Here is a 12,601-nt window from a genome sequence, read left to right as displayed (position 1 = left end):
TGATGAGGCTCAACTGATGGCCCCGCGCCGCATCCGCCCCAAACGGCCACTCGCCCCGCACGGGTTGCCGGGCCACTTGGTGGGCTTCGTGGAAGCGCTTCGCGGAAGCGGGATTTCGGTGGGCCCGTCGGAGACGGTGGACGCCGGCCGGGTGATGGCCACGCTCGGCCTGAGCGATCGCGACGTGCTCCGGGAAGGCATCGCGTGTGCGGTGCTGCGCCAGCCCGATCACCGCGACACCTACGATGCGATGTTCGACCTGTGGTTCCCTGCGGCGATGGGTGCGCGGGCGGTGGTCGTCGAAGACGAGGGTGGGGCCGGCCAAGACAACGACGCCCTGCCCGCCGACGACGTCGACGCGATGCGGCAGATGCTGCTCGATCTGCTGACCCAGAACGAAGATCTGGCCGACATGGACGAACGACTCGTTGCGATGATCGCGCGAATCGTGGAGGCCTACGGCAAGTACAGTTCCAGCCGCGGCCCGTCGTTCTCGTCGTATCAGGCGCTCAAGGCGATGGCGCTGGACGAGCTGGAGGGCAAGCTGCTCGCCGGGCTTCTCGCCCCTTACGGCGACGAACCGAGTCCCACGCAAGAGCAGATCGCCAAAGCGCTTGCGGCGCAGCGGATCACCCAGCTGCGCAAGCTGGTTGACGCCGAGACCAAGCGGCGTACCGCCGAGCAGCTCGGCCGTGATCACGTCCAGATGTACGGCATTCCACAGCTTGCCGAGAACGTCGAGTTCCTACGGGCCTCCGGCGACCAGCTGCGCCAGATGCAGCGAGTCGTGGCACCACTGGCCCGTACCCTCGCGACCCGACTGGCGGCCCGGCGGCGCCGCAGTCGCGCGGGGACGATCGACCTGCGCAAGACGCTGCGCAAATCGATGTCCACCGGCGGTGTGCCGATCGACGTGGTACTGGCCAAACCCCGTCCGGCCCGTCCGGAATTGGTCGTGCTGTGCGATGTGTCCGGCTCGGTGGCCGGGTTCAGTCACTTCACCCTGCTGCTGGTTCATGCGTTGCGCCAACAGTTCTCGCGGGTTCGGGTGTTTGCCTTCATCGACACCACCGACGAGGTGACCCACATGTTCGGGCCGGAATGCGATCTGGCCGTGGCGATCCAGCGGATCACCCGCGAAGCCGGCGTCTACAGCCGCGACGGCCACTCCGACTACGGCAATGCGTTCGTCTCGTTCCTTCAGGCCAATCCGAATGTGTTGTCGCCACGCAGCTCGCTGCTGGTGCTCGGCGACGGGCGCACCAACTATCGCGACCCCGCCATCGACGTGCTGTCCGACATGGTCAACGCCGCCCGGCACGCGCACTGGCTCAACCCCGAGCCCAGACACCTTTGGGGCAGCGGAGATTCGGCGGTGCCACGCTACGAAGAAGTGATCACCATGCACGAATGCCGGTCCGCCAAGCAGCTCGCCACGGTGATCGACCAACTGCTGCCCGTCTGATCACGTCGTCTTCTGATAGACGAGCCAGCGCATCTCGATCGGGCGTGCGTCGCGGTCGATGGTGAACACGTCAAGGCCGCTGACCCAGTCGGCGTACCAACTGGTTTGCGGCCAGACGCCGTCGGGCAGGTGCTCCTTCTCGTAGTCGTACACCGAGTCGTCGGCGATGAGCTCAAGGGGCAGTCTCGCTGCGGCACTTGCTATCTCGTCCCGGGTGAAGATCGTTGTGTACACCTGGTGTCCGAACTCACGCGCGGCGTTGTCGGGTGTGTAGTCACCACACGGCAGGAATACGTTGAACACCAGGCGCCCGCCAGGGGCCAGGCGTTGGGCGGCGAGCTCGAAGAGGCCGTGTAACTGCTGTGTCGACCGGAAGTCGGAGACCACCTCGGAGAGCGCGATCAGCTGATAGTCGCGCCGCAGGTCATCCGTGGCAGCAAACACGTCGCGCACGATGACGCGCACATCGAGGGACTCGCGCTGCGCCTTGGTGCGGATCAGGTCGGCGAACTTCGGGGTCATCTCCACCACGTCGATGGGATGGCCACGGCGGGCGAGCGGCAGGGCGTTACGTCCGGTTCCCCCTCCGATCTCGAGCACGCGGAACGCCCGGGGCTCGGCAGCGTCGTTGGCGAGGTCCCATACCCGGGCGTCGGGTTCGGTGCCGAACAACGGCGGCTCCCGGTCGTTGAGCCAGTTTTCGTAGGCGCTCTCCACCGTCAGCCAGGTGGCTCTGACGTGGTAACGCATCAGGGACCCGGCCGGACCTTCGTAGGAGATGACAATGTTCGACCGCGTGGACTTCGAGTAGGCCTCCGCTAACTGGGTCTCTAATATGCGCCGCAGGTGGGCGAGCTCGTCGTCCTCGAACGTCCGCCCGACGGCAGTGACGATGGCGGCGCACATCGACACGTACTCGTCGATCAGCCCGGGAACTGCCGGCAGCGTGATCTGACCCTTGACCACCGACTGGGTATAGAACCGCCGGTTCAGGGCGTGCCGTATCTCTTGCTTCTGATCGGCGGAGACGAGCAGCAACTCCTCCACACCGCTTCTTCTACATGACGGACGGCTCGTTGTCGCGGCGTGCCCCCGGAAAGAAGTGAACTTCTGATAGACGGCCCAGCGCATTCGATCGCGCTCATCTCGCGATAGGAGTCCGGTTGCTTGCCGACCGCGACGGCCCGGGGCGGGTCAGCCACCGCGCGACGGCGCCGACGCCTTAGCCAACGCGGAGGCTGATGTGGCGTATGTGACCACAGCGCGGCGACGGCCCGGGTCGAGCGGCCCGGTAAGCTGGCAAATCGTGCAAAAGCGCCGCCGCAGGCTGGGAGTGATGGGTGGGACATTCGACCCCATCCATTACGGGCACCTGGTCGCCGCCAGTGAGGTGGCCGACCTGTTCGACCTCGACGAAGTGGTGTTCGTACCCAGCGGTCAGCCGTGGCAGAAGGCCCGCAATGTCTCCGCCGCCGAGGACCGGTACCTGATGACGGTGATCGCCACCGCGTCCAATCCCCGGTTTTCGGTCAGCCGGGTCGACATCGACCGCGCCGGCCCCACCTACACCAAGGACACCTTGCAGGACCTGCACGCCCTCAACCCGGACTCCGAGCTGTTCTTCATCACCGGAGCCGACGCCCTGTCATCCATCCTGTCCTGGCAGGGCTGGGAAGTGGTGTTCCAGTTGGCGCGATTCATCGGTGTCAGCCGCCCCGGCTACGAGCTGCGCCACGAGCACATCACCGAAGTGCTCGGCGAGCTGGCCAAGGATGCGCTGACTTTGGTTGAGGTTCCGGCGCTGGCGATCTCGTCGACCGACTGTCGCGAGCGTGCCGCTCAGCGCCGTCCGCTGTGGTACCTGATGCCCGACGGCGTCGTGCAATACGTCTCCAAACGCCGGCTCTACCGCGCCCCCGTTGAGGGAGAGGCCAAAGCGACGCTCGGCCCCACGCCGTCGCGCCTTCCGGCGGGGAACAACCCATGAGCGCCACGCAGGAAGCCGTTGACATGGCGACGATCGCGGCGAACGCGGCGGCCGCCAAGCTCGCCAACGACGTTGTGGTGATCGATGTTTCGGGGCAATTGGTCATCACCGACTGCTTCGTCATCGCTTCGGCGTCCAACGAGCGGCAGGTCAATGCGATCGTCGACGAGGTCGAGGAGAAAATGCAGCAGGCTGGCTACAAGCCCGCACGCCGCGAGGGTGCTCGGGAGGGACGCTGGACGCTGCTGGATTACCGCGACATCGTCGTGCACATTCAGCACCAGGACGATCGCAACTTCTACGCCCTCGACCGGTTGTGGGGTGACTGCCCGGTCATTCCGGTGGATTTGTCGGGCGGTTCGCACGATTCGGCGAGCGCGCAGTGAGTATCCGTCGTCTGTTGATGTTGCGGCATGGGCAAACCGACTTCAATGCCGGCAGCCGGATGCAGGGGCAGTTGGACTCCGCGCTCACCGAACTGGGCCGGGCGCAGGCGACCGCCGCGGCCGAGGTGCTCGGCAAGTTGCAGCCGTTGCTGATCGTGTCGTCGGATCTGCATCGCGCCTACGACACCGCGGTCATGCTGGGGGAGCGGACCGGGTTGCCGGTCCGGGTGGACGAGCGGCTGCGCGAGACGCATTTGGGCGACTGGCAGGGCCTGACCCACACCGAGGTTGACGGGCAGGCCCCGGGTGCCCGGCTCAGCTGGCGCGACGACGCCACCTGGGCACCGCACGGCGGGGAAAGCAGGGTCGACGTCGCCGCCCGCAGCGTGCCGCTGGTCGCCGAGCTGGTGGCCGGCGAACCGGAATGGGGAGACGCGGACGAGCCGGGCCGGCCGGTGGTGCTGGTGGCCCACGGCGGCCTGATCGCCGCGTTATCGGCTGCGCTGCTGAAACTTCCGGTCGCCAATTGGCCGATCCTGGGCGGGATGGGCAATGCTAGCTGGGTGCAGCTCTCCGGCCACTCCCACCACTCCGACGGCGACTTCGACAGCATCCGCTGGCGCCTGGACGTGTGGAACGCCTCGGCGCAGGTCTCCAACGATGTCCTCTGACGTCCGACCGACGCTGCTGGTCTTCGCCGACTCGCTTTCCTACTACGGCCCCACCGGGGGACTGCCCGCCGACGATCCCCGCATCTGGCCCAATATCGTTGCCTCGCAACTGGGTTGGGATATGGAGTTGATCGGCCGCATTGGCTGGACTTGCCGTGACGTGTGGTGGGCCGCCACGCAGGACCCACGGTCATGGGCGGCGTTGCCCAGGGCGGGTGCGGTGATCTTCGCGACCTGCGGGATGGATTCGCTGCCGTCGGTGCTGCCGACGGCGTTGCGCGAGCTGATCCGCTACGTCCGCCCGCCGTGGCTGCGGCGCTGGGTCCGCGACGGCTACGGCTGGGTGCAGCCCAGGCTGTCGCCGGTGGCCCGGCCCGCGTTGCCACCGCATTTGACCGCCGACTATCTCGAACAGACCCGGGCCGCAATCGATTTCAACCGGCCGGGCATTCCGATCGTCGCGTCGCTGCCGTCGGTGCACATCGCCGAGACCTACGGCAAGGCCCACCACGGCCGTGCCGGCACCGTAGCGGCGATCACGCAATGGGCGCAACAGCACGACATTCCACTGGTCGATCTCAAAGCCGCCGTGGCCGAACAGGTGATGAGTGGACGCGGCAATCCCGACGGCATCCACTGGAATTTCGAAGCCCACCAAGCCGTCGCGGAACTGATGCTCAAGGCGCTCGCCGAGGCCGGCGTGGCGACGATGCAGTGGGGGCACCTCCCGCTTGCGGGGGACGCGCCGCGCGATGAGGTGGGGGCACCTCCCGCTTGCGGGGGAGAGCCGCGCAATCAGCCCCCGGTATCCGACGAGAAGTCGCGCGGTTAACGGATGGCCGTCGTGGTGGTGACCGATGCCTCGTCGCGCCTGCCAGCCGATCTGCTCGAAAAGTGGGCGATACGCGTTGTCCCGCTGCATGTCCTGCTCGACGGCGTCGACCTGCGCGACGGTGTGGACGAGATGCCCGACGACGTCTACGCGCACCACGCCACGACCGCGGCGGCCACCCCTGCCGAACTCGGCGCCGCCTACCGCAAGGCGCTGGCCGACTCCGGCGGCGATGGCGTGGTGGCAGTGCATATCTCGGCGGCGCTATCGGGCACCTGTGGCGTGGGTGAACGGGCCGCAGCTGAAATCGGCCCGGGCGTGCGCGTCATCGACTCGCGGTCGGCCGCGATGGGCACCGGGTTCGTCGCACTGGCGGCGGCGCGGTCCGCGGCCAGCGGTGCGAACCTCGAAACCGTGGTGGCCGCCGCGAACTCGGCGGTACACCGCAGTCACGCGTTCATCGTGGTGCACGGTTTGGACAATCTACGGCGCAGCGGCCGGATCGGTGGCGCCAAGGCGTGGCTGGGCACCGCGTTGTCGCTGAAGCCGCTGCTGCGCATTGACGATGGCAAACTCGTTCTGGCCCAACGGGTACGGACGGTCAGCAAGGCGACGACGGCGATGCTCGACCGGGTCTGCGAGATCGTCGGCGACAATTCCGCGGCCGTTGCGGTGCACCACGTCGTCAACCCGGACGGCGCGAACGAAGTGGCGGCCGCGTTGGCCCAGCGGCTACCGGCCTGCGAGCCCGCGATCGTCACCTCGCTGGGGCCGGTGCTGGGCGTGCATGTCGGTCCCGGCGCCGTCGCGGTGTGCCTGGACCTAGCTCCTGGCAGCTGACGCGGCCGGCGCCGCCGAAACCGGCGGCAGACCGTAATCGCCGCGCGGATGCACGACTTGCGGCCACCAGAACCAGCGTCCGAGCAGCGTGGCGATGGACGGCATCAACAACGTGCGCACGATCAGCGTGTCGAGCAGCAGACCGATGCAGACGGTGGAACCGAATTGGCCCAGCACCCGCAGGTCACTGCCCAGCATTGACGCCATCGTGAACGCGAACACCAGACCCGCGGCCGTCACCACTCCACCGGTGCCGGCCATCGACCGGATGATGCCGGTCTTGAGTCCGTTGTGAATCTCTTCTCGGAAGCGGGAGACCAGCAGCAGGTTGTAGTCAGAGCCGACGGCCAACAGGATGATCACCGAGAGCGCGGCGACGATCCAGTGGATCTTGATGCCGAACAGATCCTGCCAAATCAGCACGGACAGACCGAATGAGGCGGCGATGGAACTGGCCGCGGTGCCGACGATGACCAGCGCGGCCACCACACTGCGGGTGAGCAGCAACATGATCATGAAGATCAGCGTCAGCGCGGATACCACCGCGATCATCAGGTCGTACTTCTCGCCGTCGGCCATGTCCCTGAAGGTCGCGGCGGTTCCACCGAGATACACCCTGGCGTCGGACAGCGAGGATTGCTTCAGGCCTTCCTGCGCGGCGGTGCGTTCGGCGTCGACCCGCGAAATCCCTTCCGGCGTCATCGGATCGCCCTGATGGGTGATGAAGAAACGCGCCGACTTACCGTCCGGCGACAAGAACATCCGCAGACCCGTCTGGAAGTCCGGGTTGTCGAACGCCTCAGGTGGCAGATAGAAGAAGTCGTCGTTCTTCGACTGGTCGAAGCTCTGCCCCATCACGATGGCGGTGTTGCTCATCGCCTCCATCTGGTTGATCATCGCCTTGAACGTCTGGTAGAGCGTCAGCGTGATGCCCCTGGTCGTTTTCAGGGTGGTGATTAGCGTGGGAAACAGCGCATTCAGGTCGTGGGTGGCCTGGGCGGTGTGCTTGATGTCGGCCGTCAGGTAGTGGAACTGCTCGGCGAGCTGGTCGAAGCCGTCCAACGTGTCAAACAGCGACCGCAGCCCGAAGCACAGTGGAATATCGAAACAGTGCTTCTCCCAATAGAAGTACGTCCGCACCGGCCGGAAGGTGTCGTCGAAATCCGCGATGTGGTTGCGCAGGTTGTCAGTGATCTCCGAGGTCACCGCCGTGGTGTTGGCGCTGTCGTCGGCGGCATGAGCCAGGTCAAGAGACACCTCGTACTGGCGCTGCGTGGTGTCGATCTGGGTCTGCAGGTCGTCGGCCATCTTGAGGATGTCGTTCATGCGCTCCTTGAGGAAGCCCATGTTCTGCATCGTGGTCTGGCTTTGAATGCTGTTCTGGAACGGAATCGAGCTGTGCTGAATCGGAATGCCCAGCGGCCTGGTGATGTCCTGGACCATGGCGATGCCGAGCGTGCGCATCTCGTTTTTGGCCACCCGGTCCAACACCAGCATGTCGGCCGTGTTGCGCATGTCGTGGTCGGATTCGACCATCAACAGGTCGGGGTTCATCCGGGCCTCGGAGAAGTGCCGGTTCGCGGCCTCTTGTCCTTGGTTGGAGGGTGCCGAGAGCGGTAGGTAGTAACGGTCGTTGTAGCTCGTCACATAGCTCGGCAGGGCGATCATGCCGACCAGCACGACCGCGGCGCTGACGGCCAAAATGGGTGCGGGCCAACGCACTACGGCGGTGCCCACGCGGCGCCACAGGCGCCCTTGCTTGGCCGCCCGTTTGGTTTCGAACAGGTGAAAGCGACTGCCGACGAAGATGACGGCGGGACCCAGGGTAAGCCCGGCCAAGACCACGACCAGCATGCCGATCGCCACTGGTGCGCCCATGGTGTTGAACCAGGGCAGCCGCGAGAAACTCAGGCAGTAGGTCGCCCCGGCAATCGTCAGGCCCGAGCCCAAGACGACCGGCGCGACTCCCTTAAATGTGGTGTAGTACGCGGATTCTCGATCCTCGCCCGCACGCAAGGCTTCTTGATAGCGGCCGACGAGAAAGATCCCGTAGTCCGTGCCCGCCGCGATCGCCAGCATGGTGAGGATGTTGGCGGCAAACGTCGTGAGCCCGAATGCGTTGTGATAGGCCAGAACCGCGACCACTCCACGTGAACAGGCCAGCGCGACAAGGGTCATGAACAGCTGGACCAGCGTGGTGACGATGGACCGGTAGACCAGCAGCAACATGATTGCGATGGCGCCCAGGGTGAACAGCGTGATGGTCGCCAGGCTGGCGTTACCGATCAGGTGCATGTCGTCGGACAGCGCCGCGGGACCGGTGACGTAGGCCTTCACCCCGGGCGGCGCCTTGTTCTCGTCGATCACCTTGCGGACGGCGTCGACGGACTCGTTGGCCAGCGTGGTGCCTTGGTTACCGGCGAGATTGATCTGTACGTACGCGCCCTTGGCGTCGGCACTCTGGGCGCCCGCCGCCGTCAGTCGGTCCCCCCAGAAGTCCTGAATGTGCTGGACGTGCTTGGGATCCTGGCGCAGTTGCCGAATCAGCCTGTCGTAGTACTGGTGTGCTTCGGGTCCCAGCGGCTGTTGGCCCTCCAGCACGATCATCACCGTGCTGTTGGAATCGAATTCGTGGAAGTTGTGGCCCATCCGCATCATCGCCTTCATCGACGGCGCGTCCAGCGGCGTCATCGGCGCTGAGTGGGCCTCGCCGACGACTTCCAGGGTGGGAACGATGACGTTCACCAACACCGTCACGGCGACCCAGACCAGGATGATCGGCACCGCGAAGATGCGGATGGTGTGCGGGAGATAGGGGCGGTGCCCGCGTTCGGGCTTACCCGAACTCGGTGTGCTGATCGGCCCGGTGGCGGCGGCGTCGTCGACATCCAGGTGGCTTTTGCTATTGAGATCGCTCATGCGGATTTCACCAAGCAGAAGGTTTGGGCGTTGTGGCCATCGGAGTTTTGCGTGTCGCGGACGACGCCGTCCACGGTGATCTTGCAGACGATTCGGCTTCCGTCACTTTGCGCCATGATGTTGGCGCTGACGGACGGCAGCGTGGTCGAGATCGTGGTCGTCCAGGGCAGCGGCGCATTGTTGACCTGGTGAGTGTTGGCGTCCGCGTCCCAGTAGTTGATATTCGCGGTGGCACCCGGCGGGCCGGAGATCTCGTAGACGACCACCTTCGGATTGAACTGCACGATCTCGATCCCCTTGCCGGCATTCGCGTTGAGGTCCTGCGAGCCAAACATCTTGTGCAGCCGCGACACGACCAACGCCGAGACTGCCAGTACCACAATCAGCAGTAGCGGAATCCACGCCCGTTTGAGCACCTGGGATATGGCATCCGAGTTCGGCGAACCGCTCACCTTGACCGCCCTTCCGCTCACCGCCGCGCGGCCCGCCGTCCTGCCTTGGAAAGCTCACCACCGTGTCGACAACCTTAATTGTCGGCGGAACCTTTGCTCGGCTAAGTACTCTAAACCTTAGAGGACGCAACCGTTCCTCCGGGGTGCCCTGTTTATGGCCAATGTCATATGGTCAGCGAGCCACGCGGCCCGTGACCGGTGGCAAGTCGGCAAGCGTCATGATCCCCGGCTTGGCGGCCACCACCGCGGGGACGGCGTTGGTGACCGGCATCGCGGTATAGATCATGCCGAGGCCCATGAACCCGGGCTCGGTCCAATCCTTCGGCGGCAGGCAATGCAGGACGGTGCGCATGTTGGGCATTCCGAAGACCTGAATGACGTGGCCGTGTTCTAGTGGCTTAGGTGGGACGACGTGGTTACCCATGGTCCAGTTGAATCCGACGCTGACGACGTTGCGGTCGCCTTCCCAGCCGCGGTGGAAGCCGTACACACCGCCGACCGTACCCGCGGGGATCTTCATGAAGCCCAGATCGGAGTCACCGGTGGCCGCGGTGAACGTGACATCGAAGGTCATCTTGTCCAGCTTGGCGCCGATCGCGTCGGCCATCATCGCCGCCGATTCGGCGAAGACCTCGCTTTCCCGACGGACGTTCTCCGCCAATCCAGGCGTGTCGGGGTCTTGTGAGAACCCCATCGCCGTCTGGGTTTCCGCGGATTCGTAGGTCGAGCAGTCCACCGATTCGGTGATCCGGATTTCGTCCACACGCTCGCAGGAGGCGGACAGCACCATTCCGACCATGTTCGTCATGCCGGGATGCGCGCCGCTGCCGAAAATCGTCGAATTGCCCTTCTGGCACGCATCTTCGATGCGTTTGCGATCCTCCGGGGTCTGCTTGCCGCCGGTGATCCAGGCCGCGCTGGAGCACACGTTGACGCCCGACTCCAGTAGTCGTACCAATTCGTCGATGTTGGGCCACAACGGGTTATAGCAACACGCGTCGGCGCCCAGCGCGATCAGCGCGTCGATGTCGTTGGTGGCTTGCACCCCGGTCGGCTCCGGCCAGCCGGAGAGTTCGGCGGCATCGACACCGACCTTGTTCGCCCCGTGCGCGTACACCCCGACCAGTTCCATGTCGGGCCTGCCGATGATGGCGTGCAGCGAGCGCCGCCCAATGTTGCCGGTCGTCCACTGAATGACACGTAACGGACGGTCTGGGCTGGCTGTGCTCATCGTGGCTCCTTTGCCGCTGCGGGGGTGGAACCATTATGCGAAGGGTGCAACGCGCGTACTGGTCGGGGTCTTAGGCGTCCAGCCGAATGAATTGGTCCCGGCGATACTGCTCGACGCAGGCGGCGCGGCGGATCTTGCCGCTCGTCGTGGTGGGGATCGACCCGGCGGCTACCAGCACGACGTCCCCGACATTGAGACCGTGCGCATTGGATATCGCCGAGGTGACCTCGCGTTTGACACCGCTGAGCCATCGCTTAGCGTCCTCGTCGAAGTCGGCTCGCTTCTTGAGCTCGACGACGGTAACCAGTTGCTCGGTACCATCCACCGGGACCGCAATCGCCGCGACCCGGCCACGCGTGATCTGTTGGATCGTGGTCTCGATGTCCTCGGGATAGTGATTGCGCCCGCGGATGATCAACAGATCCTTGATGCGCCCGACGATGAACAGCTCACCGGAGTAGATGAAACCCAGGTCCCCGGTCCGCAACCACGGACCATCCGGTGTGCCGGGCGACGGGTCGACGAGCGTTGCGCCAAAGCAGCGCTGCTCGGAAGGTGGCTTGCGCCAATAGCCGTCGGCGACATTCTCGCCATGCACCCAGATCTCGCCGATCGAGTCCGTTCGGCATTCCCGATTGGTCTCACCGTCGACGATGCGCAGCGTAGGGGATTGCGGTACCCGGTATTTGACCAGCGCCGTGCCCTTCCTGGCTGGGCACGGCTCAACCCGGCCCGCGCCGAGCGCTTCGGCATCGAAGTGCGCCGCTGGCGACGATTCACTCCAGATGCCGGCCGTGACGAACACGGTGGCCTCGGCCATGCCGTAGGAAGGACGCATCATGTGGTCTTGAAAGTTGAAGTGCGCGAACCGATCTACGAAGCGCCGCAAGGTGGCCGGCTCGACACGCTCGGCGCCGCTGATGATGCCCAGCACCCCGCCGAGGTCGAGCCCGGCCAGGTCTTTGTCGGTGGTCTTGCGAGCGGCCAAGTCGAAGGCGAAGTTGGGCGCCGACGACCAGGTGTGCGGATTTTCGGCCAGCGCTCGTACCCACCTGGCCGGTCGCTCCAAGAATCCGACCGGACTGGTCAACTCGGCACGATGGCCGCTCAGGATCGGAGCGCAGACTCCCAGCACCAGACCCATGTCGTGGTAGAAGGGCAACCACGACACGAGGGTGAGGTCCGACGGGATTGTGGTTCGCGAGGCCGCGAAGAAGCTGTGCATCAGCTGCTCGAAATTCACTTCGAGGTTTCGGTGCGAGATCCGCACGCCGGTCGGCGTTCGGGTCGAACCCGAGCTGTACTGCAAGTACGCGATGCTCGGCAAATCGGCTGTCCGAGCGCTTGTTTCGACGTCGGCGTCTAGATTCAGCGAATCGATTTCGACGATCTTCGGCACATCGTCCATATGTGCTTGGTCGACGAATTCGGCGACGTCTTCAGCGAAGGCGGATGTGGTGAGCACCACCGATGGCGACGTGTCGGTCAGCACAGCGCTTACCCGCTCGTGACTCGAGCCGCGATGCGGCAGCGGAAGTGGAACGGCGATCAGCCCCGCCTGCATGGATCCCAGGAACGCCGCGATGTAGTCAAGACCCTGGGGGGCCAGGATGACCGCCCTGTCTCCGACCGACCCGTGCGGACCGAGATCGCTTGCCACATTGAGTGTTCGGCGAGATACCTGCGACCACGAGAGGCTCTCGCGAACGCCCTCCCAGTTACCCTCGTAGTCGGTGAACGTGTACGCCACGTCATCCGGCCGCAGGCTGGCGCGCCCATGCAACATGGCGAGAATCGATGATCCGGACATACGCGCGT

General features: G+C 65.2%; 11 protein-coding genes. 6 read left to right on the top strand and 5 right to left on the bottom strand.

Annotation, left to right across the window (positions count from 1 at the left end; genetic code table 11):
• The first annotated feature begins 16 nt into the window (after positions 1–16).
• On the top strand, positions 17–1,465 hold the full coding sequence (locus tag MJO58_RS18930) for a vWA domain-containing protein (protein WP_239720496.1): 1,449 nt from the start codon (positions 17–19) through the stop codon (positions 1,463–1,465).
• Here the strand turns inward: MJO58_RS18930 and MJO58_RS18925 are convergent, their stop codons facing one another.
• Positions 1,466–2,512 carry a class I SAM-dependent methyltransferase gene (locus MJO58_RS18925; protein ID WP_239720495.1) on the bottom strand — a complete coding sequence of 349 codons (1,047 nt, stop codon included), beginning with the start codon at positions 2,510–2,512 and terminating at the stop codon, positions 1,466–1,468.
• Between the two features lie 259 nt (positions 2,513–2,771).
• Between MJO58_RS18925 and nadD the strand changes: the two genes are divergently transcribed.
• The 5 genes from nadD to MJO58_RS18900 are packed head-to-tail and all read left to right on the top strand — an operon-like array spanning position 2,772 to position 6,181.
• Entirely contained in the window at positions 2,772–3,452 is a 681-nt protein-coding gene (nadD, locus tag MJO58_RS18920; RefSeq protein WP_090604055.1) for a nicotinate-nucleotide adenylyltransferase, read from the top strand.
• Positions 3,449–3,838 (top strand): ribosome silencing factor, encoded by a 390-nt coding sequence (gene rsfS, locus MJO58_RS18915; RefSeq protein WP_090604053.1) that lies wholly within the window; start codon positions 3,449–3,451, stop codon positions 3,836–3,838. Before nadD ends, rsfS begins: the two co-directional genes overlap by 4 nt.
• Positions 3,835–4,509 (top strand): glucosyl-3-phosphoglycerate phosphatase, encoded by a 675-nt coding sequence (gpgP, locus tag MJO58_RS18910; protein ID WP_090604051.1) that lies wholly within the window; start codon positions 3,835–3,837, stop codon positions 4,507–4,509. The genes rsfS and gpgP overlap by 4 nt, the downstream gene beginning before the upstream one ends.
• Entirely contained in the window at positions 4,499–5,341 is an 843-nt protein-coding gene (gene octT / locus MJO58_RS18905) for a diglucosylglycerate octanoyltransferase (protein WP_090604049.1), read from the top strand. The genes gpgP and octT overlap by 11 nt, the downstream gene beginning before the upstream one ends.
• A gap of 3 nt (positions 5,342–5,344) precedes the next feature.
• Entirely contained in the window at positions 5,345–6,181 is an 837-nt protein-coding gene (locus MJO58_RS18900; RefSeq protein ID WP_239720492.1) for a DegV family protein, read from the top strand.
• Here MJO58_RS18900 and MJO58_RS18895 read toward each other — a convergent pair.
• The 4 genes from MJO58_RS18895 to MJO58_RS18880 form a co-directional block, all read right to left on the bottom strand.
• The gene (locus MJO58_RS18895) at positions 6,164–9,100 is read right to left on the bottom strand and encodes an MMPL/RND family transporter (protein WP_239720490.1); all 2,937 of its coding nucleotides are present in this window, start codon (positions 9,098–9,100) and stop codon (positions 6,164–6,166) included. The genes MJO58_RS18900 and MJO58_RS18895 overlap by 18 nt on opposite strands.
• Positions 9,097–9,525 carry an MmpS family transport accessory protein gene (locus tag MJO58_RS18890; RefSeq protein WP_239723347.1) on the bottom strand — a complete coding sequence of 143 codons (429 nt, stop codon included), beginning with the start codon at positions 9,523–9,525 and terminating at the stop codon, positions 9,097–9,099. Before MJO58_RS18890 ends, MJO58_RS18895 begins: the two co-directional genes overlap by 4 nt.
• Positions 9,526–9,724: 199 nt before the next feature.
• Positions 9,725–10,783, bottom strand: a complete 1,059-nt coding sequence (locus MJO58_RS18885) for an NAD(P)H-dependent amine dehydrogenase family protein (protein WP_090604043.1) — start codon at positions 10,781–10,783, stop codon at positions 9,725–9,727.
• Between the two features lie 70 nt (positions 10,784–10,853).
• Positions 10,854–12,593, bottom strand: coding sequence for an AMP-binding protein (locus MJO58_RS18880; protein ID WP_239720489.1), 1,740 nt, complete (start codon positions 12,591–12,593; stop codon positions 10,854–10,856).
• Between the last annotated feature and the right edge of the window lie 8 nt (positions 12,594–12,601).

The organism is Mycobacterium lentiflavum, assembly GCF_022374895.2.
GTDB classification, from domain to species: domain Bacteria; phylum Actinomycetota; class Actinomycetes; order Mycobacteriales; family Mycobacteriaceae; genus Mycobacterium; species Mycobacterium lentiflavum.
The sequence above is the reverse complement of the archived record's forward strand: the minus strand, read 5'-3'. Positions and strand labels throughout refer to the sequence as shown.

Excerpts from the sequence above, each read along its gene's own strand:
- MJO58_RS18930 (WP_239720496.1), top strand. The coding sequence starts at position 17 with ATGGCCCCGCGCCGCATCCGCCCCAAACGGCCACTCGCCCCGCACGGG.
- MJO58_RS18880 (WP_239720489.1), bottom strand. The coding sequence starts at position 12,593 with ATGTCCGGATCATCGATTCTCGCCATGTTGCATGGGCGCGCCAGCCTG.
- octT (WP_090604049.1), top strand. The coding sequence starts at position 4,499 with ATGTCCTCTGACGTCCGACCGACGCTGCTGGTCTTCGCCGACTCGCTT.
- rsfS (WP_090604053.1), top strand. The coding sequence starts at position 3,449 with ATGAGCGCCACGCAGGAAGCCGTTGACATGGCGACGATCGCGGCGAAC.
- MJO58_RS18895 (WP_239720490.1), bottom strand. The coding sequence starts at position 9,100 with ATGAGCGATCTCAATAGCAAAAGCCACCTGGATGTCGACGACGCCGCC.
- MJO58_RS18900 (WP_239720492.1), top strand. The coding sequence starts at position 5,345 with ATGGCCGTCGTGGTGGTGACCGATGCCTCGTCGCGCCTGCCAGCCGAT.
- MJO58_RS18885 (WP_090604043.1), bottom strand. The coding sequence starts at position 10,783 with ATGAGCACAGCCAGCCCAGACCGTCCGTTACGTGTCATTCAGTGGACG.